The organism is Luteimonas sp. RC10 (assembly GCF_014192745.1).
GTDB lineage: Bacteria > Pseudomonadota > Gammaproteobacteria > Xanthomonadales > Xanthomonadaceae > Luteimonas.
Genome location: NZ_JACHYJ010000001.1, coordinates 469420 through 492854, shown reverse-complemented (window position 1 = coordinate 492854; position 23435 = coordinate 469420). Strand labels below are relative to the sequence as shown.

Annotated in this window: 24 protein-coding genes; 13 read left to right on the top strand and 11 right to left on the bottom strand. The window is 70.7% G+C overall.

Annotated elements, in window-relative coordinates:
* Positions 1 to 28 precede the first annotated feature (28 nt).
* The 4 genes from FHW73_RS02130 (at position 29) to FHW73_RS02115 (ending at position 3860) form a co-directional block, all read left to right on the top strand.
* The gene (locus FHW73_RS02130) at positions 29 to 1132 is read left to right on the top strand and encodes an ATP-binding protein (RefSeq protein ID WP_255492543.1); all 1104 of its coding nucleotides are present in this window, start codon (positions 29 to 31) and stop codon (positions 1130 to 1132) included.
* Positions 1129 to 2574 carry a nitrogen regulation protein NR(I) gene (gene ntrC, locus FHW73_RS02125; protein ID WP_183425051.1) on the top strand — a complete coding sequence of 482 codons (1446 nt, stop codon included), beginning with the start codon at positions 1129 to 1131 and terminating at the stop codon, positions 2572 to 2574. The genes FHW73_RS02130 and ntrC overlap by 4 nt, the downstream gene beginning before the upstream one ends.
* A 54-nt stretch (positions 2575 to 2628) precedes the next feature.
* Positions 2629 to 3177 carry a superoxide dismutase family protein gene (locus FHW73_RS02120; protein WP_183425050.1) on the top strand — a complete coding sequence of 183 codons (549 nt, stop codon included), beginning with the start codon at positions 2629 to 2631 and terminating at the stop codon, positions 3175 to 3177.
* Between the two features lie 62 nt (positions 3178 to 3239).
* Positions 3240 to 3860, top strand: a complete 621-nt coding sequence (locus FHW73_RS02115; protein WP_255492542.1) for a superoxide dismutase family protein — start codon at positions 3240 to 3242, stop codon at positions 3858 to 3860.
* 463 nt (positions 3861 to 4323) lie between these two features.
* On the opposite strand, the gene FHW73_RS02110 is transcribed toward FHW73_RS02115, so the two are convergent.
* Complete coding sequence (locus FHW73_RS02110) at positions 4324 to 5223, bottom strand: hypothetical protein (protein ID WP_183425048.1); 900 nt, start codon at positions 5221 to 5223, stop codon at positions 4324 to 4326.
* A 92-nt stretch (positions 5224 to 5315) separates the two neighbouring features.
* Between FHW73_RS02110 and FHW73_RS02105 the strand changes: the two genes are divergently transcribed.
* On the top strand, positions 5316 to 6593 hold the full coding sequence (locus tag FHW73_RS02105) for an acetyl-CoA C-acetyltransferase (protein ID WP_183425047.1): 1278 nt from the start codon (positions 5316 to 5318) through the stop codon (positions 6591 to 6593).
* A 26-nt stretch (positions 6594 to 6619) separates the two neighbouring features.
* Positions 6620 to 7183 (top strand): hypothetical protein, encoded by a 564-nt coding sequence (locus FHW73_RS02100; protein ID WP_183425046.1) that lies wholly within the window; start codon positions 6620 to 6622, stop codon positions 7181 to 7183.
* 52 nt (positions 7184 to 7235) lie between these two features.
* Here FHW73_RS02100 and FHW73_RS02095 read toward each other — a convergent pair whose 3' ends face one another.
* Complete coding sequence (locus FHW73_RS02095; RefSeq protein ID WP_183425045.1) at positions 7236 to 8507, bottom strand: heme biosynthesis HemY N-terminal domain-containing protein; 1272 nt, start codon at positions 8505 to 8507, stop codon at positions 7236 to 7238.
* A gap of 85 nt (positions 8508 to 8592) precedes the next feature.
* Complete coding sequence (locus FHW73_RS02090; protein WP_183425044.1) at positions 8593 to 9378, bottom strand: uroporphyrinogen-III synthase; 786 nt, start codon at positions 9376 to 9378, stop codon at positions 8593 to 8595.
* 67 nt (positions 9379 to 9445) lie between these two features.
* On the opposite strand from FHW73_RS02090, the gene FHW73_RS02085 reads away from it, so the two are divergent.
* Positions 9446 to 9913, top strand: a complete 468-nt coding sequence (locus tag FHW73_RS02085; RefSeq protein WP_183425043.1) for a YiiD C-terminal domain-containing protein — start codon at positions 9446 to 9448, stop codon at positions 9911 to 9913.
* 107 nt (positions 9914 to 10020) lie between these two features.
* On the top strand, positions 10021 to 10449 hold the full coding sequence (locus FHW73_RS02080; RefSeq protein WP_183425042.1) for a YkgJ family cysteine cluster protein: 429 nt from the start codon (positions 10021 to 10023) through the stop codon (positions 10447 to 10449).
* 22 nt (positions 10450 to 10471) lie between these two features.
* Here FHW73_RS02080 and FHW73_RS02075 read toward each other — a convergent pair whose 3' ends face one another.
* On the bottom strand, positions 10472 to 11320 hold the full coding sequence (locus FHW73_RS02075) for an alpha/beta fold hydrolase (RefSeq protein WP_183425362.1): 849 nt from the start codon (positions 11318 to 11320) through the stop codon (positions 10472 to 10474).
* Between the two features lie 200 nt (positions 11321 to 11520).
* Between FHW73_RS02075 and FHW73_RS02070 the strand changes: the two genes are divergently transcribed.
* Positions 11521 to 12108, top strand: coding sequence for a biliverdin-producing heme oxygenase (locus tag FHW73_RS02070; RefSeq protein WP_183425041.1), 588 nt, complete (start codon positions 11521 to 11523; stop codon positions 12106 to 12108).
* The gene (locus FHW73_RS02065) at positions 12105 to 13823 is read left to right on the top strand and encodes a GAF domain-containing protein (RefSeq protein WP_183425040.1); all 1719 of its coding nucleotides are present in this window, start codon (positions 12105 to 12107) and stop codon (positions 13821 to 13823) included. The genes FHW73_RS02070 and FHW73_RS02065 overlap by 4 nt, the downstream gene beginning before the upstream one ends.
* A gap of 87 nt (positions 13824 to 13910) precedes the next feature.
* Here the strand turns inward: FHW73_RS02065 and FHW73_RS02060 are convergent, their stop codons facing one another.
* From FHW73_RS02060 to FHW73_RS02050, 3 genes are all read right to left on the bottom strand, one after another.
* A complete protein-coding gene (locus tag FHW73_RS02060) occupies positions 13911 to 14927 on the bottom strand; it encodes a 3-oxoacyl-ACP synthase III (RefSeq protein ID WP_183425039.1) in 1017 nt (338 codons plus the stop codon).
* Between the two features lie 153 nt (positions 14928 to 15080).
* Complete coding sequence (locus FHW73_RS02055; protein WP_183425038.1) at positions 15081 to 15392, bottom strand: DUF4156 domain-containing protein; 312 nt, start codon at positions 15390 to 15392, stop codon at positions 15081 to 15083.
* Between the two features lie 77 nt (positions 15393 to 15469).
* A complete protein-coding gene (locus tag FHW73_RS02050; RefSeq protein WP_255492611.1) occupies positions 15470 to 18238 on the bottom strand; it encodes a pitrilysin family protein in 2769 nt (922 codons plus the stop codon).
* 283 nt (positions 18239 to 18521) lie between these two features.
* Between FHW73_RS02050 and FHW73_RS02045 the strand changes: the two genes are divergently transcribed.
* From FHW73_RS02045 to FHW73_RS02035, 3 genes are all read left to right on the top strand, one after another.
* The gene (locus FHW73_RS02045; RefSeq protein WP_183425036.1) at positions 18522 to 19226 is read left to right on the top strand and encodes an SDR family oxidoreductase; all 705 of its coding nucleotides are present in this window, start codon (positions 18522 to 18524) and stop codon (positions 19224 to 19226) included.
* A 45-nt stretch (positions 19227 to 19271) separates the two neighbouring features.
* Positions 19272 to 19736: a tRNA (cytidine(34)-2'-O)-methyltransferase gene (locus tag FHW73_RS02040; RefSeq protein ID WP_183425035.1), complete on the top strand. Its 465-nt coding sequence runs from the start codon at positions 19272 to 19274 to the stop codon at positions 19734 to 19736.
* Between the two features lie 251 nt (positions 19737 to 19987).
* A complete protein-coding gene (locus FHW73_RS02035) occupies positions 19988 to 20566 on the top strand; it encodes a diffusible signal factor-reguated Ax21 faimly protein (protein WP_183425034.1) in 579 nt (192 codons plus the stop codon).
* Positions 20567 to 20886: 320 nt separating this feature from the next.
* On the opposite strand, the gene FHW73_RS02030 is transcribed toward FHW73_RS02035, so the two are convergent.
* The 4 genes from FHW73_RS02030 to secB form a co-directional block, all read right to left on the bottom strand.
* A complete protein-coding gene (locus FHW73_RS02030; protein WP_183425033.1) occupies positions 20887 to 21177 on the bottom strand; it encodes a hypothetical protein in 291 nt (96 codons plus the stop codon).
* Positions 21178 to 21200: 23 nt separating this feature from the next.
* Positions 21201 to 21626, bottom strand: a complete 426-nt coding sequence (locus tag FHW73_RS02025; RefSeq protein ID WP_183425032.1) for a hypothetical protein — start codon at positions 21624 to 21626, stop codon at positions 21201 to 21203.
* A 227-nt stretch (positions 21627 to 21853) separates the two neighbouring features.
* Positions 21854 to 22876, bottom strand: a complete 1023-nt coding sequence (locus FHW73_RS02020; RefSeq protein WP_183425031.1) for an NAD(P)H-dependent glycerol-3-phosphate dehydrogenase — start codon at positions 22874 to 22876, stop codon at positions 21854 to 21856.
* A gap of 2 nt (positions 22877 to 22878) precedes the next feature.
* Positions 22879 to 23409: a protein-export chaperone SecB gene (gene secB, locus FHW73_RS02015; RefSeq protein ID WP_183425030.1), complete on the bottom strand. Its 531-nt coding sequence runs from the start codon at positions 23407 to 23409 to the stop codon at positions 22879 to 22881.
* Positions 23410 to 23435 lie beyond the last annotated feature (26 nt).

Below are 23435 nucleotides of genomic sequence, written 5' to 3'. Positions count from 1 at the left end.
GCGGGCGGCGATGCACTACATTGGTGCGATGCTCGCCGCTACCCTGCCCGCTGCCGACTTCGATGCGCTGGCCACGCCCCTGGTGTGGGCGGGGGCGGATGGTCGCATCCGCGACTGCAATCTGGCCTTCGCGCGCTGGCTGGGCGTGGGCCGGCGGCGGCTGCTGGAGCAGCCGCTGGCCGCCCTGGAGGTCGAGGGCGAGACCTTGCGGCAGGCGCTGCGTCAGTCCGGCGACGACAGCGACGCGCCGCTGCGGTTGCGGCGTTTGGCGCTGGCCTTCCTCGGCGGTGAGCCGCGCTTTGCCGACGCCTGGGTGACGCGCGCCGCCGATGGCGGCGTGCTGCTCGAGGCGCACCCGGTGGACGAGTTTCCGGGCGCCGATCCGACGCTGGCGATGCCGCTGGCGCTGTCGGCGGCGCTGCGCGGGCTGGCGCACGAACTGCGCAATCCGCTGGCCGGGCTCAAGGGCGCGGCGCAGTTGCTGGCCCGTCGCGCCGGCGACGGCGAGACCGAGGAACTCGTCGCGCTGGTCGGCTCGGAGGTCGGCCGGCTCAGTGCGCTGGTCGACCAGCTGTTGTCGCCGCAGGCGCCGCAACCGCATCGGCCGTTGAATATCCACGGTGTCCTGGAACAGGTCCTGCGGCTGGCCGAAGCCGATGCCGGTTGGGCGGTGCGGATGGTCCGCGACTACGATCCCAGCCTGCCGGAGTTGGCGGGCGATGCCGATCGGCTGACCCAGGCGATCTGGAATCTGGTGCGCAACGCGATCCAGGCGGGCGCGGCGAATGTGACTCTGCGCACCCGCGCCGCGCTGGGCGCGCGTATCGGCGACGAGGTGCATGCGATGGCCTTGCGGCTGGAAGTCGTCGACGACGGCCGCGGCGTGCCGGGCGATCTCGTCGAGCAGATCTTCCTGCCCCTGGTGTCCGGGCGTCCGGACGGCAGTGGGCTCGGGCTGGCCTTGGCCCAGCAGGTCGCGCGCGAACATCGCGGCGCGCTCGTCTACCGCTCGCGCCCGGGCCACACCGTGTTCACGCTGCAGCTGCCGTTTCCGCCGCTCGACGCCACGTCCGCGCGGCCGGTCGACGCCTCTGCCGATACCGGCGCCTCCGAGGATCCTGTTTCCCCATGACGTCCCCTGCCCGCCGCATCTGGGTCGTCGATGACGATCGCGCCGTCCGCTTCGTCCTCGCCACCGCGCTCAGTGAGGCGGGCTACGACGTGTCCGGTTTCGACAGCGCGCAGGCGGTGCACGAGGCCTTGCTGCGGCGTGCGGCGCCCGACCTGCTGTTCACCGACGTGCGCATGCCCGGCGACAGCGGCCTGCAGTTGCTCGATGCGCTCAAGCAGGCGCATCCGCAGTTGCCGGTCGTGGTGATGTCGGCCTACACCGATGTCGCCAGCACCGCCGGTGCGTTCCGCGGCGGCGCGCAGGAGTTCCTGTCCAAGCCCTTCGATCTCGACGAGGCGGTCGCCCTGGCCGCACGCGTGCTTGGCGACCGCGAGCCTGCACCGGGCGGCCCCGATGCGTCGGCCGTGGAGGGCATGGACGCGGGTGCGGACGATGCGCTGGTCGGCGACACGCCGCAGATGCGGCAGCTGTTCCGCGCGATCGGCCGACTCGCGCAGGCGCCGGTCGCGGTGCTGGTGACCGGCGAGACCGGCACCGGCAAGGAGTTGGTCGCACGCGCGCTGCACCGCGAATCCCCACGCGCAGGCCGTCCGTTCGTCGCCCTCAACACCGCCGCGATCCCGGCCGAACTGCTGGAAAGCGAATTGTTCGGCCACGAGGCTGGCGCGTTCACCGGCGCGGCGCGGCGCCATGTCGGCCGCTTCGAGCAGGCCGACGGCGGCACGCTGTTTCTCGACGAGATCGGCGACATGCCCGCCTCGCTGCAGACGCGGCTACTGCGTGTTCTGGCCGAAGACGAGTTCTTCCGGGTCGGCGGCCGCGAGCTGATCCGGGTCGACGTGCGGGTGATCGCCGCGACCCACCAGGATCTCGAAGCGCTGGTCGCGCAGGGGCGCTTCCGCGCCGACCTGTTGCATCGGCTGGACGTCGTGCGCCTGCGCCTGCCGCCGCTGCGCGAGCGGCGCGATGACGTGCCGCGACTGGCCGAGCGCTTCCTGCAGGCGGCCGCCGCCAAGCTCGACGCGCCGGCCAAGCGACTGGGCCGCACGGCGCTGCAACGGCTGGCGGCGTACGACTGGCCGGGCAATGTGCGCGAGTTGCAGAACCTGTGCTGGCGGTTGGCGGCCCTGGCGCCGTCGGAGCGCATCACCGTGCAGGATCTCGACGCGCTGTTGCCGGTGCAGTCCGGGCTTGCGCGGTCGAGCGAGGCGGCGCCGGGCGAGGCCTCGCACTGGGAGGACGCGCTGCGCGCCTGGGCCGATCTGCGGCTGCGCGCCGGCGATGCCGATCTCCATGCCCAGGCCCGCGAGCGGCTGGATCGGGTGCTGCTGGAAACCGCGCTGGCCCAGACCGGGGGGCGCCGCGCCGAGGCGGCGGTGCGCCTGGGCGTCGGCCGCAACACCCTGACCCGCAAGCTCGGTGCCCGCGGCCGGCGCGGCTGAGCGGTGCCGGGGCCTTCATCCGCACTGAACTCCCGATCCATAAGGTGTCGTCCGATGCTTCGATCGTTCCGTCCCGCCCTGTCTCTGCTCGCCGCGGCGCTGGTCGTGGGCTGCGCCAGCGCGCCGCGCCCGACGCCGGCGCCCGCCGCCGTGGCCACACCGCCATTGGCCGGCACCGGCACCGCGAACGCCGCGGTGGCCAACCTCGCCTCGGCGTCGGGCACCCTGGTCAGCGGCCGGGTGATGCTCAGCCCGGCGCAAGGCGGCGTGCGCGTGCGCGGCGAGCTCGGCGGCCTGGTCCGCAACGGCACCCACAACCTGCGCCTGCATGCCCGCGGCGACTGCAGCGCGGTCGATGCCGCCAGTGCCGGGCCCGAGTACGACGCCCAGCGCGGTGCGCCGTCGCAGCTGCCCGACTCGGGCGAGCGCGGGCGAATCCTCGCCGATGCGCGCGGTGTCGCTGTGGTCGACCTGCTGCTGCCCGGTGCGGTGCTGGGCGGCGGCGCGCCCAATGATGTCGTCGGCCGCGCGCTGCTGGTGCTCGGCGCGACCCCCGGCGCGATCAGCGCACGCGTCGCCTGCGGCGTCGTCCGGATCGAATGATCCGCCTGCGTTCATCCCGTTTTCGGCGCACTGCGCCCTTTCGACCCCGAAGGAGTGTTCCCATGTCCCAGACCCGTCTCTTCGCGCCCGCCGTCGCGGTGCTCGCGCTGGCGCTCTCCGCCTGCGGCAACAGCAGCACGACCGACAACACGGATGCCGCCGCCGAGGCCGATCGCGCCGCCGCGCCCGCGTCGGGCCAGGCATCGGCCCCTGCGGCCGAGACCGCGGCTGCCAGTGCCAGTGCCAGCGCCGACCTTGCCCCGACCCAAGGTCGCGAGACCGCCGGCACCTTGCGCTTTGCGATGGTCGATGGCCGCATCCAGGTCACCGGCACGGTCACCGGCCTGCCGCCGGGCGGCACGCACGGTTTCCATGTGCATGAGCACGGCGATTGCAGCGCGCCGGACGGCACCAGCGCCGGGGGGCACTTCAATCCGGCCAGCAGCGACCATGGCCGGGTCGGCCACGGTGCGCACCATGTTGGCGACAGCGACAACATCGTCGCCGGCACCGATGGCACTGCGTCGGTCGAGGGCTGGCTGGAAGGCGCAACGCTCGGCGATGGCGCACCGACCGACATCGTCGGCAAGGCGGTCATCGTCCATGCCAATGCCGACGACTACGTCACCCAGCCGACCGGCAACGCCGGCGACCGGCTGGCCTGTGGCGTGATTCGCTCCTGACGGACTGGAGACTCTACCCGTGGGGGCCTTGTGCCTCGCAGGTAGCGCTGGGCAGGGCGCAGTGAAAGTCTCGCCCCCACCCGATGCCTACGGCATCGACCTCCCCCGCGCGCGGGGGAGGTGAGTCCAGAACGGCTGCGAAGTCGTGTCCATTTCCACTCGGGCGCGAATGCCATCAAGCCCTCCCCCGCATTGCGGGGGAGGGTTGGGTGGGGGCAGAAGGTCGCGGTGGCATGCGGAAGCCATTGCCCCTACCCGATGCCTGCGGCATCGAACTCCTCGCATCGCGGGGAAGGTGCGCCCAGAACGGCTGCGAAGTCGCGGCCATTTCGACTCTGGCGCGATGCCATCAAGCCCTCCCCGCATCGCGGGGGAGATGCGTCCAGCTTGGCAGCGAAACGGTCACATCCCGCCGACCTCCCGCGCAGGGAGGTGGTCTGCGGTGCCGACGGTCTGACGGTGGTCAGGCCAGCGCGGTGCGCGGGTCCTGGCCCGGGGTGACGTGCACGAACTCGACCGGCACGCCGTGCGCCTGCAGCACGGCGGCGAACTGGCGCTGGCGGGCCTCGTGCATCGCCAGGCCATGGGCGAGGCGGCCTTCGTCCTGCTCGCCGGGCGCGCAGCGCCGCCGCCAATCGTCGGGTCCCAACAACGCCATGCGCACTTCGCCCTCGGCATGCCGCAGCAGCGGTTCGGGCGGTGCGTCGAGCCAGATTTCATCGGCTGGTGCCAGCAGCGCGGTCTCGAGCACGTCCCACAGCGGCTCCAGCCCCTGGTTGCGGTACTGCAGCGCGGTCATCGCCAACAGGTCGTGCAGCGTCAGGTAGCGGGCGTGTTCGATCCGCGCGCCGAACGCGTCCTGCGCCTGCAACGCGGTGTCGGCCTGCACCATGCCCAGGTCGAGCAGCATCGATTCCATGTGCGCCGAGACCGCCTCGGTCGCGGCGGGTTCGCCGACAAACAGATACGGCAGCACGCGCAGGCGACCGCCGGCCAGTTCCGGGTCGGCACGGAACGGCAGCGGCGTTTCGCCCTTGTCGTCGGCGCCGAAGGCGATGATCCGCGGCCCCTGCCCGGCTTGCGGCGCGCGCGCGCGCAGTTCCTCCAGCCGACGGTGCACCGGCCAGCCGGGGCGCAGCAGTTCGGCGGGATCGAAATGCGCCGCGGCAAAGACCAGGTCGAGGTCGCGCACGCCGGGCACCAGCACGCCCAGATCGCGCCCCAGGCGCGTGGCCAGTGCCCCGGCCGCCTGCTGGCCCACGGCATCACGCGCCGGCACTGAGTCGTCGCTCAGTTCCAGGGCCAGGACGCCGCGCACGAGCGGCGCGGCATCGTGTCGGGAAATGTCGGGATCTGCGGTCATTGGCCGTCCACACGGGCAGGGATACACTCGTTCACATTATGCCCGTCCCGTGTCGTGGACAGTCTCACGCAAGCCCCTGCGAGGAAAATCCGATGCTGCTAGGTCGTCCCGTCGCCGTGCTCGGTGGCGTTCGCATCCCGTTCTGTCGCCAGAACACCGCGTACGCCGACGTCGGCAACCTGGGCATGTCGGTGCGCACACTCGGCGCCCTGGTCGAGAAGTTCGGCCTGCATGGGCAGCAGCTGGGCGAGGTGGCGATGGGGGCGGTGATCAAGCATTCGAGCGACTGGAACCTCGGGCGCGAGGCCGCACTGTCGTCGGGGCTGTCGGCGCTGACGCCGGGCATCACCATGCAGCGCGCCTGCGGCACCTCGCTCGACACCATCGTGGCGATCGGCAACAAGATCGCGACCGGTCAGATCGAATCGGGCATCGGCGGCGGCTCGGACACCACGTCCGACGTGCCGATCGTCTACGGCCGCACGCTGCGTCGTCGACTGCTGACGGCCAACGCGGCCAAGTCCACCAAGGACCGGATCGCGGCGTTCCGGGGATTTCGTCCACGCGAGCTCAAGCCCGATTTCCCGGGTGTGGCCGAGCCGCGTACCGGCAAGTCGATGGGCGAGCACTGCGAGGACATGGCCAAGGAGTGGAGCATCTCGCGCGATTCGCAGGACGAGCTCGCGGTCGCCTCGCACCACAAACTCGCCGCGGCCTACGAGCGTGGGTTCTTCGACGATCTGGTCGTGAGCTTCCGCGGCGTTGCGCGCGACAACATCCTCAGGCCCGACACCTCGATCGAGAAGCTCGCCACGCTCAAGCCTGCGTTCGACAAGGTCTCGGGCCGCGGCACGCTGACCGCCGCCAACTCCACGCCGCTCACCGACGGCGCGGCCGCGTGCCTGCTGGCCAGCGACGATTGGGCCGCCGCGCATGGGCACGAGGTGCTGTGCCACATCCGCGACGCGCATGTGGCTGCGGTCGACTTCGTGCACGGGGAAGGCCTGCTGATGGCGCCGACAGTTGCGGTCGCGCAGATGCTCGCGCGCAATGGCCTGACGCTGCAGGACTTCGACCTCTACGAGATCCACGAAGCGTTCGCCGCGCAGGTGTTGTGCACGCTGCGCGCGTGGGAGAGCGCGGACTACTGCCGCACACGGCTGGGCCTGGACGCACCGCTGGGGCGGATCGATCCGCAGAAGATCAATCCACTCGGCTCGTCGCTGGCGACCGGCCATCCGTTCGCGGCGACCGGTGCGCGCATCGTCGCCACCACCGCCAAGCAGCTTGTCGAGCGCGGCGGTGGCCGGGCGTTGATTTCGATCTGCACCGCCGGCGGCATGGGCGTGGTCGCGATCCTCGAGCGTTGACCGCACCTCCATCCAAGGCCGCCGCCATGTCCGATCTCCCTGCCACCGCGCGCCGGCTCGGGCTGCTCGCCGCGGCCCTGCTCGTCGCACTGGCCGCCTGCAGCGAGGCGCCCGCGCCGTCGCGTGGGCCTGCGGTCATTTCGGCGCCCCCTCCACCCGAGGCGTTGCCGGACTGCGACGCGATCGCCACCGCGCTGGGCGAACTGATCGACGGCCTGGCGGTCGTCGACCCCGCCGGAACCCGCCAGGACAGCGCGGACGCCTTCAGCCTGAGCTGCGCCTGGCGCGGGGCCGACGACGGCGCCGCATTGGGGGCGATCGTGATCGTCGACCAGCAGCCGCTGACCGAGGCCGACATGCGCCGGGCCGGGCTGTACGTGGACGATCCGCGGGTCGCCGCGCTCGGCGGCTTCATCGCCTATCCCGAAGGCCGACTGGACGGCACCGAGATCCTGGGGCCGGTCGGGCCGCAGGTGATCGTCGGTCCGGTCACGGTGACGCTGGCCGCGAACGCGCGTGGTGCGGTGGCCGATGTGACGTTGACGCAGGCCGTCGATGGCGCGGTGGCGATCCATCGCCTGATGCGCTGACAACGGCGGGCGTTGGCCGCGGCCGCCTGTCGAGGCGACCGCGGCGCTTGGCTCAGGGCCGCGGCGTGAGGTCGTCGGGATCGCGCAGGTGCGGCAGGCCGTGATCGTCCCGCCGCTCGGCCGCTGCCATCGTCGGCGCCGATGCGTCCACGGGCAACGCCAGGATCGGTTCGTTGCGTGCTGCCCGCAGTGCGTTGGCGTAGCACAGCCGCGCGGTGCGCTCGTCGCCCTCGGCCGCGTAGCCGTCGCCGAGCTGGACCCAGGCCTCGCTGCCGGCTCCCTGTTCTGCCGCGCGCTGCAGCAGCGTGCGTCCGCGACCCCAGTCGCGGCGCGCATGATGCAGCCGCGCCAGGCCCAGCATCGCCGCCGGACTGGCCGGATACGTCTGCAGCCAGCGCTCCAGGCGCGTGCGCCGATGCTCGGGGTCGCCGACATCGAGCATCGCGTAACGGGAGGCCAGTTGCTCGTCCCAACGGGTATCGAGTGCGGTTTCCAGGCTGCGCAGCGCGGCGTCGTGCCAGCCCAGCGCAAATGCGCGATCGACATAGGCCAGCACCACCGGGGTCTCGGTGCGCAGCCCCTTGGGCAGCGCTTCCCAGCGTTCGGCGAGCACGTTGGCATCGGCCGCCTCGTGCAGCGACGCCGCGGCCCAGCGGACCTCGCGGGCGGCGAGCTCGGATTCGGGGAGCGCCTGCTGGCGCCGCAGTGCGCCGAGCAACCCATAGGCTTCGGCCGCGTGTCCGGTCTGGGCCCAGGCGTCGGCACGCAACGCCAGGCCGCGTGGCGGCAGCGGCTGTGCGCCCGGGGCATCGAGTGCGGTCAGCGCATCGATCGGACGGTCTTCGAGCATGGCGATCTGCGCCAGGGCGATGGCGCGCGTCGCTGGATGCCGGTCGCCCAGGCCATCCAGATGCGCACGCGCGGCCGCCGCGTCGCCGCGTGCGAACGCGGCCTGCGCGGCCGCCAGGCGGGCGGCGGGCTCGTAGTGCGGGTTTTCGTTGGCCGACTGCGTGAGCAGCTTCTCGGCGCGTGCGTAGTGGCCCTGGTGCAAGGCGTCGAGCCCCTCGCCCAGGCGGCTCTGGGCCCGCGATTCGCGATAGCGGCCCCAACTGCGGAACGGCAAGGCGATCAGGCTCATCACGAGCCACAGCAGTACCAAGGCACCCAGTGCCATGGCGATGGCGTTGACCAGCGTGGTACTGCGGTCGAGGCCGTCGTAACGGAGGATGACCAGGCCGGGGTCGCTGGACAGCAACAGCTGCGCGGCCAGTGCGCCCAACAGGGCAATGACGATCCAGATCAGCAACGCACGAAGCAGGGACATGGGGAGGCTTCCGTAAAGGCGATGCGAAGACAGGCTACGGTGCCTGACAGCATCGTGATGGCCCCGTGGTGGGCCGGAGCGCCATTCAGGATACGTGCGCAACCGCCTGCGAGGCCGGCACCGCGGCCGCCAACAGCGACGCCGGACGGGCATCGACGGCGACCCGGACGTCGGCAAATCCCAGGTGGCGCGCCAGCCCGGCGAGCCGTTCGCTGGCGGCCAGGGCCTGCGCGCGCTGCAGGCGCACACACACCGTGTCCGGCACCTGCGCCAGCAGCGCAGTCAGCGCCTCGCCGCTGCTGACCGGCAACAGCCAGGGGTCGGGCAAGGCCTGCAGGACCGCCAGCCGGCGCGCGGATGGTCGGACCGGCACGCGCGCGTAGACATCGGCGCGTCGCAGGCGCGCGCCCGCGGCCTCGAGCGTGGCGGCGATCATGCCGCGGCCGCCGGGGGCGGTGACCAGGCCCACGCTGCGCCCGGCCAGATCGTGCAGGGGCAGCAGCGCCAGCAGGCCTTCACTGTCCATGCGTGTCGGCGCGCGCACCGCCACGCCGCGGTCCGCCAGCGCGGCGGCCGTGCCGGCGCCGACGCCAAGCCAGTCCTGGCCATCCCGGCGCAGCAAGGGCTGCAAGGCTGCGGCCGCGGCCACCGCCGGCGGACTGGAGAAGATCACGATCTCGGCGTCGAGTGCGGCCTGCAGCGAGGCGCGGACCGTGTCGCTGTCGCGCTGGACGATACGCCACGGCGACAGCGCGAACGTGCGCGCACCCAGACGCGCGGCGGCGCGTCGCAATGCGACGTGGGCCCCGACCGGGCGCAGCGAGATGACGTAGTATCCCGCCAGAAGCGAGGAAGCCGGCGCGACATGCATGCGGCAAGCTTGGTGGCTGCCGGGGAACGGCGCAAGCCGGACGACTCTTCCCCCGACAGGACACCCGATGCAACACGAAGACCCGCTGCGCAGGCTCGCGGCGCACTACGCTTCCATGCCGCCCGTCGCCGCGATGCGGATCGACATCGCCGGCTTCGATGGCGAGCGCCTGCGCCTGCGCGCCCCGCTCGCCGAGCACGTCAATGACAAGGGGTCGGCCTTCGGCGGCAGCCTGGTGTCGCTGATGACGCTCGCCGGCTGGGGACTGACCACCCTGCGTACCGAAGCGGCCGGCCTCGATGCCGATGTCTACGTCGCCGATTCGCAGATCCGCTACCGCGCGCCGCTGTGCGATGACCTGCAGGCCGAGGCCGTGCTGTCGGAGGGCGACTGGGACACGTTCGTGCGGACCCTGCGCACCCGCGGGCGCGCGCGCGTGCAACTGGCCGCGCAGGTGGTGCTGCCCGACGGCGCGGTCGCGACCGGCATGCAAGCCCGTTACGCCGCGATTCTGCGGCCCGGCGCCGAGCGTTGAGCCTCTCGGGCTGAACGCCGCGCGCAGCACGGCGGGAGGCTCTTGCGCGAGCCGCCGCCGCGGTCGAGAATCCGCGCCCCGCCTGCCTCCTCCCACCCGGTCGCGCCATGCCGCATCCGTGTCTGTCCTGTGGTGCGTGCTGCGCGCATTTCCGCATCGGTTTCCACTGGAGCGAGGCCGACCCCGAGCTCGGTGGGCAGGTGCCGCCGGCGCTGACCGAACCGCTGCGCACGCACGAGCGCGCGATGCGCGGCACCTCCTGCGCGCAGCCGCGCTGCATCGCGCTCGATGCCGACATCGGGCGCTACTCGCGCTGCACGATCCATCCGGTGCGTCCCTCGGTCTGCGCGGCGGTGCCGGCCTCGCTCGAATTCGGCGAACGCAGCGGCCAGTGCGACCGGGCGCGGCTGGCGCACGGTCTGCCGCTGCTGACCGCCGCCGACTGGCGCTGGCGCGACGAGGCGGCCAACGACGACGAACCCGACGACAACGGCCACAGCCCGACCACGCCGACGGTTCCGCCCATTGCCGCCTGAACGGATCCCGCGTCCGCGCGGACTAGGCTGGCAGTGGATGGCGCTCGAGGAAGGCGCGGATCCGCGGCACCAGCACCGCGTGCCGGTCCTCCAGCACGTAGTGACCGGCGTCGTCGAAGGCCTCGACCTCGGCCTGCGGCAGCGCCTGGCGGAAGCCGTCGAGGAAATGCCGGTCGAAGACGAAATCGCGCAGGCCCCAGCCGATGAACGCCGGGCGATCGGCGTAGCCGGGCAGCGCCCGGCCGGCGGCTTCGAGCAGCGGCCAGGCGCGATCGTCCGGGCTCAGCGGGATGTCCTGCATGAAGCGCACCGTGGCGATCCGGTTGCGCCAACTGTCGTACGGAGCGACATAGGCGCGGCGCACATCGGCGGGCATGCGGTGTTCGACCCCCAGCCACGACGCCCCGGCCGAGAACGCGTTGAAGCCGCGGATGATCCATTCGCCGACGGTGTAGTCGCGGCCCAGCGCGATCTGCCAGGGCATCGCCTTGGCGGCCGGCATCGGGAATGCGGCGGTGTTGGTGATCACCAGCCGCTGCACCTGCGCCTGGTGCGCAAGCGCCCAGCCGAAGCCGATCATGCCGCCCCAGTCGTGCACGGCGAGCGTCAGCGGGCCGTCGATGCCCAGGTGCGCGAGCAGCGTGCCGACGTCCTCGACGCGCGAGGCCAGCGTGTAGTCGTAGCGGGGCGAAGCGCGCGGGCCGTCGTCGGGCTTGTCCGACAGGCCCATGCCGACATGGTCGGGCACGATGCAGCGATAGCGGTCGCGCAGGCCGCGCACCAGATGACGCCAGTAGTAGCTCCACGACGGATTGCCGTGGAGCATCAACACGACCTCGCCGTCGCGCGGACCCTCGTCGAGGTAATGCATGCCGATGCCCGGCCGCACTTCCAGACGATGGCGGGCGAAGTCGTAATCGGGAAAATTTTGCACGGTGACGTGAATCCAGCGCGGGCAGACGGGCGCGCCATTGTAGGCGTCAGGGTCTCAAATGCCTGGCGCGCCGGCGATCTGCACGCAATGTCGGATTCCAACAGATGGCGACGATGCGGGTCGGTATGCTTTTTTCGATGAATGCGAGCGTTCACCAGCCGGTCGCCCCCCCCGTCGATGCCCGGCAGTTCCTGCGTCGCCAGACGCAGCATCTGCACGCACGCGTGGACGCGTTCTTCGTCGACGGATTGCAGAGCGCGGGCGACTACGCGCGCTACCTGGTCGGCATGCATCGCTTTGCGGCCGACCATGAGATTGCCGTCGGCACCTTGCCGCGCCAGTCGTTCTGGCTCGCCTGCGATCTGCAGACGCTCGGCTTGGCGCCGTTGCCGCCCGGTGGCGTCTGTACGCCGGTCGCCAACGCCGACGAGCGCCTGGGCTGGGAGTACGTGATGGCCGGCAGCAGTGTCGGTGCCCGCTATCTGTTGCGGCACGCGCTGGCACTCGGTCATGACGAAGCGGCCGGCGCGCGGTTCCTCACCCGTCATGCGGCCGATGGCGGTTGGGCCCGCGTGCTCGAACGCCTCGCGGCCTGCGCGCCGGAAGACGGCGCGCTGATGGCGCGGCTGCAACGTGGTGCCTGCGATGCGTTCGTCCAGGTGCAAGGTTGTTTCGAACGCAGTTTTCACACTCACCCGGCCGCCGCTCAGGAGTCCGCCGCATGAACACCGCCCTCGAGCGCGCGCTGCAGGTCTGTGCCAACGAACCGATCCACCTGTCCGGGGCGATCCAGCCGCACGGGTATCTCATCAGTTGCCACCTGCCCGATTGGACCATCCACCACGTCTCGGCCAACATCGAATCGCTGATGGGCGTGGGCCCGGAGGACATGCTGCGGCACACGCTGCGGGAGTTCTTGACCGACGACCTGATCCAGGCGGTGGCCGAGACCATCGGCTTTGGCGAATCCGGCGCGCCGCCGCAGCGCGCGGCGGTGGGCAACATCGGCCCAATGGCGCATCTGTGCGATGTCAGCGTGCACGTCGTCGACGGGCTGGTGCACCTGGAGATCGAGCCGCAGCCGCGCAGCGCCGCCGAGCGCTCGCCGACCGTGGTCGCGCAGGCGATGATCGCCCGCGTGGCCGGCAGCGACGATATCGTCGACTTTCACCAGCGGGTCGCCGAGCAGGTGCGCCTGTTGACCGGCTATGACCGGGTGATGGTCTACCGCTTCCGCCATGACGATTCGGGCGAGGTGATCGCCGAATCGCGCGATTCGGCACTGACGTCCTATCTGGGTCTGCGCTATCCCGCGTCCGACATCCCGGTACAGGCGCGCACGCTGTACCTGCGCAACCGCATCCGCGTGATCCCCGATGCGACCTACGTGCCGGTGCCGATCCTGCCCGATCGCGACGGACGCGGGGCGCCGTTGGACCTGGCGCAGATGGCGTTGCGCAGCGTCTCACCGGTGCATCTGGAGTACCTGGCCAACATGGGCGTGGTCGCGTCGATGTCGATCTCGATCGTGTCTGCCGGCCGCCTGTGGGGCCTGATCGCCTGCCATCACCGCACGGTGCGGCGAGTGCCGCCGGGCGTGCGCGCGGCCGCCGATCTGTTCGGATTGTTCGTCTCGATGCGGGTGGCGGCGCGCGAGCAGCAGCGGGCGCTGGCGCTGGAGGAAAGTGCCCGCGGTGTGCGCGAGACCCTGGCCCTGCGGCTCGACAATGCGATCGACCCGCGACTGGCGCTGGCCACCGAGCTCGATCTGTTGGCGCGCGCGGTCGATTGCGACGGCGTCGGCCTGTTGCAGGCTGGACATTGGCACAGCGCCGGGCGTACACCCGGCCAAGGCCAGGTGCCGGGGCTGCTGGACTGGATCCAGCGCAACGATGCGGGTACCGGCCTGGTGAGCACCGATGCCGCCGCCGACTGGAGCCGCGACCCGGACGAGGCCGACGGCATCGCCGGCGTGCTGGCGTTGCCGCTCGACCCGGCGCGCGAAGAATGGCTGTTCTTCTTCCGCTGCGAGGAGGTCCAGGACGTGCGCTGGGCCGGTCGTCCGGACGCGCCGTTCCTGATCGACGAGGATGGCGGCCGCATCGGCCCGCGGTCGAGCTTTGCTGCCTGGCATGAGACCGTGCGCGGCATCGGCGTGCCGTGGTCGGATGCCGATCGCCGGATCGTCGGTCGACTGCAGGTGGCCCTGCGTGAGCGCTACCGGCACAGCGTGCTGCATGCCGAGGTCGGCGACCTGCGCGCGCATCGCGCGCGCATGGACGTGCGCGAACAGCGTACCCGGCTGATGCAGATGTCCGAACTGCTCGACGGTCTGGTGCACGTCAGCCCGCAGGAAGCGGCGCAGCTGTCGGCACGGATCAATGGCCTGGAGGCCGAACTGCAGTCGCTGATCGGGCCGGCGCACGCCGTCGAGGAGTGACGCCTCGCCGCGGGCCGGTCTGGCCGGCCTGCGACGACGGTAACGCCGCCTGGCGTCCGCGCGATGCGCGCGGCGCCGGACCGCTGGTTACCAGACCACCTCGGCCATCGAGCAGTTCAGGCCCGAACCGATGCCCAGCAGGGCGACCCGGTTGCCCTTCTTCAGGCGGCCCATCTCGCGCAGCTTGCTCAGCACGATCGGCACCGAGGCCGGGCCGATGTTGCCGTGCTCGCCGAAGATCGTGTGGACCTTCTTCGGATCGATGCCGAAGGCCTGCACGAACGACGCGGTGTGCACCTTGCTGACCTGGTGGATCACGAACTCGTCGAGCTCGTCGACGACCCAGCCCAGCGCCTCGCGCGCGGCGACGAAGGTCTTCTGCGCCAGCTTCATGCCTTCGAGCAGCAGCATGCGGGTGTCGGTGACCATGCGGTCGAGGTTGCCGCGGCACAGGGTGTTCCACTCGGTCGCCGAGCGGGTCACGCCGCCCTTGTAGCGCGGCGCGTCGGGCACCAGGTCGGCGCGCGCGAGCACCATCGCCGCCGAGCCGCAGCCCAGCGTCAGCGTGGCCAGCTCGTTGCGGAAGTCCTCTTCGGTGGCGTCGGGGTGCAGCAGACGCTCCATGGTCTTCTCGTAGGCGAGATTGGCGGTCTCGCCGTCGACAATCAGCGCGTAGTCGATCTCGCCCAGCTCGATCATGCGGCTGGCGACATCCATGCCGTTGACGAACGCCAGGCAGGCATTGGCCAGGTCGTAGTTCTGGCAGGTGTCGCCGATGCCGAGGTTGCCGCCGACGATGCTCGCCGTGGACGGCTCGAGGAAGTCGCGGCTGACCGAGGTGTTGACCAGCAGGCCCAGCTGCGTGGCCTCGATGCCGGCATCGTCGAGCGCCTTGCGTCCGGCCAGTGTCGCCGCGTCGGACGCCAACGTATCGTCGTCCCACAGGTGACGTGCGTGGATGCCGGCGATGTCCTTGAGGACGTCGGTCTTGATGCCGAGGCGGTCGAGAGTCGGCTTCAGCCGGGCGTTGATGTCGTCGCTGGACAGACGGTGCGGCGCATCGACATGGGCGAGGCCGGCAATGGCGACGTTTTCAAAAAGCATGGGCTGGGCGCCGGATGTGGCAAAGGGAGCCGCATAGGGTAACCGCTTCGCCGGGGCGACGCATGTTGCGGGCGCGCTTTACGCCGCCCGCCCATTCGAGGATTGACCCGGCAACGTCTCCCTGTGGCCGGTCCGCAGAGGCGGGTGCCGTGTTCAGCGTCCGCAGCGCCAGGCGGCGAAACGCTGGCTGCCGGCAACCGGCTCGCCCAGCGGGCTGATGGTGTCGGCCGCCAGGCCTGGCGCCTCGTTGCGCGCCAGGGTCTCGAGCTCTTCGCGCACGCGCAGCGCGTTGCGTTCCACGAACGCGATGCTGTGCTTGACCGAGACCTCGACTTCGCCGCGCTTCTCGCAGTTGCCCGGTGCCGCGTTGACCACGCGCACCGCGCTCGCGCCGGGCGCCATGTGCACCCAGGTACAGCCGGTGGCGGACACAGACAACAGCAGGACCAACAGGGACTTGCGCATGGAGACTCCGGACGTTCGGGGAAGGGCGCGGTGCCCGCCATTGTGGCGGGCTTGGCGCGGACGCGCGATCAATACGTTCACCGAGCCACTGGCTTACCGTCGGCGTCGAGCACCTGGACCTCGCCCAGTTCAAGGGCACGGACCGGCGCCTCGATCTTCGACAGATCGCCCACCACCACCCAGGTCAGTGCTGAGGGGTCGAGCGTGCGCGCCACGCCGGTCAGGTCGGTCACGGTCATCGCCTCGATTTCGGCCTTGCGCTGGAAGACGTAGTCGTCCGGACGACCGAAGCGCAGGTTGCCGCCGATCGTCGACATCACCGACCACGCCGTTTCATAGGCGCCAGGCAGGCTCAGGGTCTGGATCGCCTTGGCGCGTGCGAGTTCGGCTTCGGTGGGCGGGCGCTCGCCGTCGGCGACCTCGGCCAGCTCGCGCTGGATCTCGGCCATCGCCTCGGCGGTCTTGTCGATCTGCACCGGGGCCGAGGCCATCCAGGGGCGCTGGCCCAGCGTGCCGGTCGCCGAACTGCGTGCGCCGTAGGACCAGTGTTTCTCCTCGCGCAGGTTCATGTTCAAGCGCGCGGTGAAGTCGCCGCCGACGACGGTGTTGAGCATGTCGAAGCGGGTGGCGGCCGGGTCGTTCGTGGGCGGGATCACCTGGGCTGCGAAGATGTTGGCCTGCACCGAGCCCGGCTGGTCGATCAGGAACACCCGCGGCGCACTCGGACGGGCGACCTCGGGCACGGTGATCGGAGCGGGCGCGGCACCGGCACCGCGCCAGTCGCCGAAGTGCTTCTCCAGCAGCGGCACGATCTCCTCAAGCGTGGTGTCGCCGACCACGATCAGCGTCGCGCCCTCCGGGCGCACCCAGTCGCGATGGAAGGCCACCAGATCCTCGCGCGTGAGCTTGGCGATCGAGGCCTCGTCGCCGCTGCCGGTGAACGGGATCGCATAGGGATGGCCGGCGCCGTAGACCAATGGCGGCAGCACGCGCATCGCCACGCTCGACGGCCGTGCCTTCTCCTGGCCGATGCCGGCGATCCAGCTGGCGCGGATGCGCTCGATCTCCTTGGGCTCGAAGTTCGGCCGACGGACCATGTCCGCGAACAGCGCCAACGACGCGTCGAGGTTTTCCTTGAGCGCGGACACGTAGGCGTTGCTGCCGTCGAGCGACGCGCCAGCGCCCAGGCTGGCGCCCAGCGATTCGACGCGGTCGGCGAAGTCCAGCGCGCCCAGGCCGCCGGCGCCTTCGTCGAGCACGCTCATCGTGAAGCTCGCGGTGCCCGGCGTGCGCCCCTGGTCGGCGGTGTAGCCGCCGCCGAACTCGTAGCTCAGTTGCACCACCGGGATCTCCGGGCGGCGGGCGAGGATCACCTGCGTGCCGTTGGCGAGCGTCGCGCGCTGCTGCTCGGGGAACTTCAGTTCGGGGAACGCGGTGGTCCGGGGCACGCCCTGGCTGCGATCGACATCGGTGCGCGTGGCGCGGTACTTCGGATCGGGCACCGGCGGGGTGAACGGCGCCGGCGTGACCGCGGGGTCCTCGGCCAGCGGCGTGCGTGCGCCCGGCACCACGGTGATGGTGTGGCTGCCGACATCGAGCCACTTCGCGCCGGCCGCCTTGACGTCATCGATGGTGGTTGCGGCCACGTTCGCCAGCGCTTCGCGGAAGCAGCCCGGGTCGCCGTCGTAGACGGTGCATTCGGCCAGCGCGTCGGCTTTGCCGCCGAATCCGCCGATGCGCTCGATGCCGCGCACGAACCCGGCGCGGAACGAAGTCTTGGCGCGCTCGAGCTCGTCGGCCGTGGGGCCCTGGGCGATCAGGCGCTGCAGCTCCTCTTCGATCGCCGCTTCCACCTGCGCCGGGTCCACGCCCTGCTTGACGGTCGCCATGACGATGAAGTTCGAGCCCAGCTGCGAGCCATAGGCCCCGGCGCTGATGTTGTCGACCAGCCGGTCGTCGTGCAGCAGGCGCTTGTCCAGGCGCGAGGCCTTTGCGCCGCCGAGCACGCTGGCCAGCACCTGCAGATGGTCGAGGTCGGCGGTACCGAGTTCGGCGACGTTCCACGCACGGTAGATCCGCACCTGCGGCACCTGGTCTTCCATGGTTTCGTGGGTGTCGGCGGTGCGCCGGGCGACATCCACCTGCGGCTGGGCCATCGTCGGGCCAGCGGGAATGTCGCCGAAGTAGCGCGCAACCTTCTCCTTGGCCGTCGCCAGGTCGATGTCGCCGGCCAGCACCAGCACCGCGTTGTTGGGGCCGTACCAGGTGCGGAACCACTGTTTGACGTCGTCGAGCGAGGCCGCGTCGAGATCGTTCATCGAGCCGATCACGCCGTGGTGGTACGGATGGCCCTTGGGATAGAGCGCGCGGGTGAGCTTGTCCCACACCTGGCCATAGGGCTGATTCTCGCCCTGGCGCTTCTCGTTCTGCACCACGCCGCGCTGCTCATCGAGCGCGGCCTGGTCGATCGCGCCGAGCAGATGACCCATGCGGTCGGATTCCATCCACAGCGCCATGTCCAGCGCCGTGGTCGGCACGTTCTGGAAATAGTTCGTGCGGTCGGTGTTGGTGGTGCCGTTTTGGTCGGTGACGCCAACCTGCTTGAAGGGCTCGAAGAACTCGCCGTGGTGGTTCTCGCTGCCCTGGAACATCAGGTGCTCGAACAGGTGCGCAAAGCCGCTGCGGCCAGCCGGCTCGTCCTTGCTGCCGACGTGGTACCAGATGTTGACCGCGACGATCGGTGCCTTGCGATCGGTGTGGACCACCACGCGCAGCCCATTGGGCAGCGTGAAGCTCTCGAAGGGGATGTCGACGCCGACGGCGGCCGAGGCGGGCGCTTGCGCCATGACCGACGGTGCGAGACCGGCACCGACCAGGGCGAGCCCGGTGGCCAGCGCCAACAGGGCGCGGCGGGGACGGAAGGAGGCGGGACGGGCGAGACCGACGGACATGCGCAATTCCTGAGCAACGGGCCGCACGGGGGCGGACGATGCGCCCATCCTAGCCACACGCCCGCGCGCTGGCACGGGTCGCAGGTCATGCCCGGCGGTTGTGCCTGCGGCCGCCACGACCTCGCCCTCATCGCCGCCGGTCTAGGGTGGGCCGGACTGTCCGATGGAGTCTGCCGCCATGCCTGAGTGGACATTGGTCACCGGCGCCAACCGGGGCTTGGGGTTGGAATTCGTCCGTCAGCGGCTGGCGGCCGGTGCGCCTGTCGTTGCGACCTGCCGGCAGCCGGGACGTGCGACCGCGCTCAACGCGCTCGCCGGTGAACACCCCGGCCACCTCAAGGTCCTGCCGCTCGATGCGATCGATCCGCGCTCGCGCGCCGAACTGGTGCGCGAGTTGCCGCTGGCGATCGGCAAGGGCGGCCGGATCGATCTGCTGGTCAACAACGCCGGTGTCCTGCATGGCGGCGAGCGCTTCGGGCACCTGGATGGCGACACGCTCGAGCACAGCCTGCGCACCAACGCGGTCGCGCCGCTGCTGCTGACCCAGGCGCTGGCACCGTGGCTGGCCGGCGGCGCGCGCGTGGCCAACCTGTCCTCGCAACTGGGTTCGATCGCCGGCACCACCCGCTTCGGCACACCCAGCTATGCGATCAGCAAGGCCGCGCTGAACATGGCGACGGTGCAGCTGGCGCATGCGCTGCGCGAGCGCGGCGTGGTCGTCGTGGCGCTGCACCCCGGTTGGGTCCGCACCAACATGGGCGGTGGCCAGGCGAGCGAGGCGCCCGACGAGTCGGTGGCCGGGCTGCTGCGGGTGATCGACGGCCTGTCGGCCAGCGACAGCGGCCAGTTCCTCGACTGGACCGGGGCCCGCTTGCCCTGGTGATGGCCCGAGCGCGGACAATGGCCACCCGCGCGCCCGGTTCCGCCCATGTTCGACGTCATCCTGCATACCCCCGAGATCCCGCCCAACACCGGCAATGTTATCCGCCTGTGTGCCAATACCGGCGCGCGGCTGCACCTGGTGCGTCCGCTGGGCTTCGACCTCGATGACCGCAATCTGCGGCGCGCCGGGCTCGACTACCACGAGTACGCCCCGCTGCAGGTCCATGACAGCCTGGACGCGGCGCTGGCGGCGATCGCGCCGGCCCGGTTGTTCGCATTGAGCACCCGCAACGCGGTGCGCTATGACACCCCGGCGTTCGCACCCGGCGACGCCTTCCTGTTCGGCAGCGAGACCCGGGGCTTGCCGGATGCGGTGCTGGCGGCGGTGCCGGCCGGCCGGCGGTTGCGACTGCCGATGCGACCGGACAACCGCAGCCTCAACCTGTCGAACGCGGTGGCGGTGGTCGTCTTCGAGGCTTGGCGGCAGCAGGGCTTCGACGGCGGGGCATGACCGGACTGAATGCCGTGCCAAAAGTTCCTGTACTGGAAAGTTCAATATTCAGCCGGGATTTCAGCGCCCGGGCCGAAGATGCGGCTCACGGCCCGGGTGGTCGTGCTTCCCCTCCCCCTCGAAGCGCCATCCCCTCCCCGCCACCCGGGCCGTCCCTTTCGATGCGTCAGCGCGTCGCGCAACACCCACAAGACCCATAACAAGCAAGACCGGTGTCCGTTGTTCCGATTCAAAGAGAGAGAGTTGTCCCCATGAAGCGCATCCTGCCGATCGCGGCCCTCGCCGCCGTCCTTCCGTTCGCCGCCAATGCGGCCCAGGGCCTGTCCTACAACTACGTCGAAGGCGGCTACTCGGCCAGCAAGGCCGATATCGCCCCGATCAACCGCGACGTCGATTCCGACGGCTGGTCGATCCGCGGCGCCGCCGCGTTCCACCCCAACTTCCACGCGTTCGGCGACTACACCCGCGAAAGCATCGACCACGTCCACCGCGACCGCGACCAGTGGCGGCTGGGCATCGGCTACAACCACGAATTGTCGGACCGCACCGATCTGCTGACCCGCGTGGCCTATCAGAACATCGACTTCGGCCAGGGCCTCGACGCCAGCGGCTACGCTGTCGAAGTGGGTGCGCGCAGCGCGCTGCTGCCGGCGCTCGAAGGCTATGCGCTGGCCGGCTACGAGCACTACGGCCGCGGTATCGACAGCGAGTTCTACGGTCGCCTTGGCGCGCAGTGGAAGTTCAATCCCAACTTCGGCGTCGCCGGCGACGTCAAGCTCATCAAGGGCGGCGACGTGCAGTGGTTCGTCGGCCCCCGGCTGAGCTGGTAAGTCCCCCGCGGCATCCGGTCCGCGCTTCCCCTGGCGCGTCCCCTCTCCCCTACTGGATGCTGCACCGACCCGGCCGGAAACGGCCGGGTTTTTTATGTGCGGATTGCTGCCTGGCGACGGGCGGACCGGACGGGCGAAACCGGACGCGCGAAACCGGACGCGCCCGGACGCCGTCCATCTGTCGTGCGGGATCGATCCGCAGCAGAACCGGAATTGGGTCGGCGGCCGCGCGCGGGTCAGCGGCCCTTGATTCAGGCCGCCGGTCACTGCGTGGATTGCCGTCATGGCAGTGCGGGCGCCATTCCGTAGGCTGGCGTTGCTCAGCGCAGCAGGCAGGCGATGAAGACGCCGAGCAACACGGCATGGATCGCCAGCCCATGCCGGCCTGTGAGAACGGTGGCCGGATGGCGCCGCTGCAGGCGCCAGGCCAACAGCGCCGAGTGCAGCAGCAACAGGCCCAGCGGCCAGGTCGCGAAAAACAACAGCAAGCCGATCGGGTCGGGTCCTCCGCCATCGACAGCACGTGGCGGTTCGTAATACAGCAGCCAGCCTGCCCAGACCGACAGCGCAAGCACGCTGAGCATCAGGCTGGCGCCGTAGTACCGCGCCATGGCGCGGGAGGGCGGGATGGGCATCATCCGGCCGACCGTCTGGCCTCGTCCTGCAGCGCCCATTGCACCTGTCGCGTCCGCAGGCTCAGCAGCATCCGCGAGTGGGGCAGGCAACTCACTTCCACGTCCTCGTCGACCTGCAGCCTTGCGTAGATCGCCTCGTGGATCGCGAACACGTGGCGCGCGCCCGCCGGCTCCCGGATCCGCACACTGTGGACCGCAAGCTGTTCGACATGGGTCAGCACGCGCGCCTCCACGATCCCTGTGATCACGGCCTTCTGTCCTGCTTTGAGATCGCGCCGCATGTCGGCCGTCATGACGCTGACGATCGCCACAAGCACGAGAACCCCGAGTGCGATGATGCCCAGGATGAAGGCGTAGTCGGTCCAGTCCAGCGACATCACGAAAAAGCAGCCGGCAAGCACCACGGTGATCGCAAGGCCGACCATGCACAGGACGACCCTCGCATCAGTGACGCGAGGGATCGCTCGCCTGTCGTCTTCGCTCAGGGGCACACGCGTTTCGATCTCGGCGCTTCCTTAAGATCGCAGCTGTGGCCGGACGGCAGCCGGTCCGACACGATGGCCGCAACGCCAGCCGGTCCAGACCGGGCCTGCGGGGCACAGCATCGCAGACGGGGGCATCGCCGCGCACCCCCGCCAGGCGCCAACGCAGCCTAGAACAGCGCGCCGGTGTATTCGGGCTTGCGTTCGCGGGCCATCAGCCGGGCGAGACCCTCGGCGGGGCTGATCTCGCCGTGCAGCACGGCCTGGACATTGCTGGAGATCGGCAATTCGATCTCGTGGCGGTTCGCCAGTCGCATGACCTCGTCGGCGGTCTGCACCGACTCGACCACCTGGCCGATCGCGCGCACCGCATCCTCGAGCCGTTCGCCCCGGCCCAGGGCCAGGCCCAGCCGGCGATTGCGCGACAGATCGCCCGAACACGTCAGCACCAGATCGCCCAGGCCCGCCAGCCCCATCAGCGTCTCGGGGCGACCGCCGATCGCGCGGTTCAGGCGCAGCATCTCGTTGAGGCCACGGGTGATCAGGCCGGTGCGGGCATTGAGGCCCAACTCCATGCCGTCGGCCGCACCGGTGGCGACCGCCAGCACGTTCTTCATCGCACCACCGAGCTCGGCGCCGCGCATGTCGGTGCCGGTGTAGGCCCGGAAGCTCGGCCCGTGCAGCACATCGGCGACGCTGCGGGCGAAATCCTCGTCCTCGGACTGCACCGTCACCGCAGTCGGCAGCCCGGACGCGACCTCCTTGGCGAACGACGGCCCGGTGACCACGGCCAGCGGCACGTCGTCGCCGACCAGTTCGCCGGCGACCTCGTGCAGGAACCGGCCCGAGCCGGGCTCGAAGCCCTTGGTCGCCCACGAGATGCCGACACCGGGCGCCCGCAGCGGTGCCAGCTCGGCCAGCGTCTCGCGGAACGCATGCGAAGGCACCACGACCAGGATCAGCCTGGCGCCCTCGAGCGCACGCGCCAGATCGGTGGTCGCACGCAACCGCTCCGGCAACGGGATGCCGGGCAGGTAGCGCGGATTCTCATGGCGCTGGTCGATCGCCTCGACCGTCGCCGCATCCCGGCCCCACAGCGTGGTGGGGTGGCCGTTGCGGGCGATCAGCGAGGCGAGCGCGGTGCCCCAGGAGCCCGCGCCCAGCACCGCGACGGCAGTCGCGCGATCGGTCACGCTCAGGCGTTGCCGATCTGGTCGGTCGTCGGCTGGCCAGCGGCCTGCTGGTTGCCGCGCTGGCGCAGACCCTCGGCATACAGCGCGTCGAAGTTGATCGGCTGCAGCAGGAAGGGCGGGAAGCCGCCGGCCTGGATCAGGTCGCCGATCAGCTGACGCGCGTAGGGGTAGAGCACGTTCGGGCACTGGGTGCCGAGCAGCGCGTCGAGCGTGCCGCTGTCGAACCCGGCCAGACCGAAGACGCCGGCCTGCTTGACCTCGGCGACGTAGACGGTGTTGTTGTCGTCTTCGCCGATCGTGCAGGTCAGGGTGATCGCCAGCACGACTTCATAGGCGTTGTCGCCCACGCGCTGCACGCTCTGGTTGAGGTTCATGTTGAGCTGCGGCTGGGCCTGCTCGTTGAAGATCTGCGGGGCCTTGGGCGACTCGAACGAGACGTCCTTGACGTAGATCTTCTCGACGCTGAACTGCGCGCCGGCCGGCTGCTCCGGGGCTGCGCCGTTGGCGCCGTTGTTGGCCTGTTCTTCGGACATGGGATCGACTCCAGCGATGATGGGGA

Excerpts from the sequence above, each read along its gene's own strand:
- FHW73_RS02130 (WP_255492543.1), top strand. The coding sequence starts at position 29 with ATGCTCGCCGCTACCCTGCCCGCTGCCGACTTCGATGCGCTGGCCACG.
- ntrC (WP_183425051.1), top strand. The coding sequence starts at position 1,129 with ATGACGTCCCCTGCCCGCCGCATCTGGGTCGTCGATGACGATCGCGCC.
- FHW73_RS02120 (WP_183425050.1), top strand. The coding sequence starts at position 2,629 with ATGCTTCGATCGTTCCGTCCCGCCCTGTCTCTGCTCGCCGCGGCGCTG.
- FHW73_RS02115 (WP_255492542.1), top strand. The coding sequence starts at position 3,240 with ATGTCCCAGACCCGTCTCTTCGCGCCCGCCGTCGCGGTGCTCGCGCTG.
- FHW73_RS02110 (WP_183425048.1), bottom strand. The coding sequence starts at position 5,223 with ATGACCGCAGATCCCGACATTTCCCGACACGATGCCGCGCCGCTCGTG.
- FHW73_RS02105 (WP_183425047.1), top strand. The coding sequence starts at position 5,316 with ATGCTGCTAGGTCGTCCCGTCGCCGTGCTCGGTGGCGTTCGCATCCCG.
- FHW73_RS02100 (WP_183425046.1), top strand. The coding sequence starts at position 6,620 with ATGTCCGATCTCCCTGCCACCGCGCGCCGGCTCGGGCTGCTCGCCGCG.
- FHW73_RS02095 (WP_183425045.1), bottom strand. The coding sequence starts at position 8,507 with ATGTCCCTGCTTCGTGCGTTGCTGATCTGGATCGTCATTGCCCTGTTG.
- FHW73_RS02090 (WP_183425044.1), bottom strand. The coding sequence starts at position 9,378 with ATGCATGTCGCGCCGGCTTCCTCGCTTCTGGCGGGATACTACGTCATC.
- FHW73_RS02085 (WP_183425043.1), top strand. The coding sequence starts at position 9,446 with ATGCAACACGAAGACCCGCTGCGCAGGCTCGCGGCGCACTACGCTTCC.
- FHW73_RS02080 (WP_183425042.1), top strand. The coding sequence starts at position 10,021 with ATGCCGCATCCGTGTCTGTCCTGTGGTGCGTGCTGCGCGCATTTCCGC.
- FHW73_RS02075 (WP_183425362.1), bottom strand. The coding sequence starts at position 11,320 with ATGCATTACCTCGACGAGGGTCCGCGCGACGGCGAGGTCGTGTTGATG.
- FHW73_RS02070 (WP_183425041.1), top strand. The coding sequence starts at position 11,521 with ATGAATGCGAGCGTTCACCAGCCGGTCGCCCCCCCCGTCGATGCCCGG.
- FHW73_RS02065 (WP_183425040.1), top strand. The coding sequence starts at position 12,105 with ATGAACACCGCCCTCGAGCGCGCGCTGCAGGTCTGTGCCAACGAACCG.
- FHW73_RS02060 (WP_183425039.1), bottom strand. The coding sequence starts at position 14,927 with ATGCTTTTTGAAAACGTCGCCATTGCCGGCCTCGCCCATGTCGATGCG.
- FHW73_RS02055 (WP_183425038.1), bottom strand. The coding sequence starts at position 15,392 with ATGCGCAAGTCCCTGTTGGTCCTGCTGTTGTCTGTGTCCGCCACCGGC.
- FHW73_RS02050 (WP_255492611.1), bottom strand. The coding sequence starts at position 18,238 with ATGGCGCAAGCGCCCGCCTCGGCCGCCGTCGGCGTCGACATCCCCTTC.
- FHW73_RS02045 (WP_183425036.1), top strand. The coding sequence starts at position 18,522 with ATGCCTGAGTGGACATTGGTCACCGGCGCCAACCGGGGCTTGGGGTTG.
- FHW73_RS02040 (WP_183425035.1), top strand. The coding sequence starts at position 19,272 with ATGTTCGACGTCATCCTGCATACCCCCGAGATCCCGCCCAACACCGGC.
- FHW73_RS02035 (WP_183425034.1), top strand. The coding sequence starts at position 19,988 with ATGAAGCGCATCCTGCCGATCGCGGCCCTCGCCGCCGTCCTTCCGTTC.
- FHW73_RS02030 (WP_183425033.1), bottom strand. The coding sequence starts at position 21,177 with ATGGCGCGGTACTACGGCGCCAGCCTGATGCTCAGCGTGCTTGCGCTG.
- FHW73_RS02025 (WP_183425032.1), bottom strand. The coding sequence starts at position 21,626 with ATGGTCGGCCTTGCGATCACCGTGGTGCTTGCCGGCTGCTTTTTCGTG.
- secB (WP_183425030.1), bottom strand. The coding sequence starts at position 23,409 with ATGTCCGAAGAACAGGCCAACAACGGCGCCAACGGCGCAGCCCCGGAG.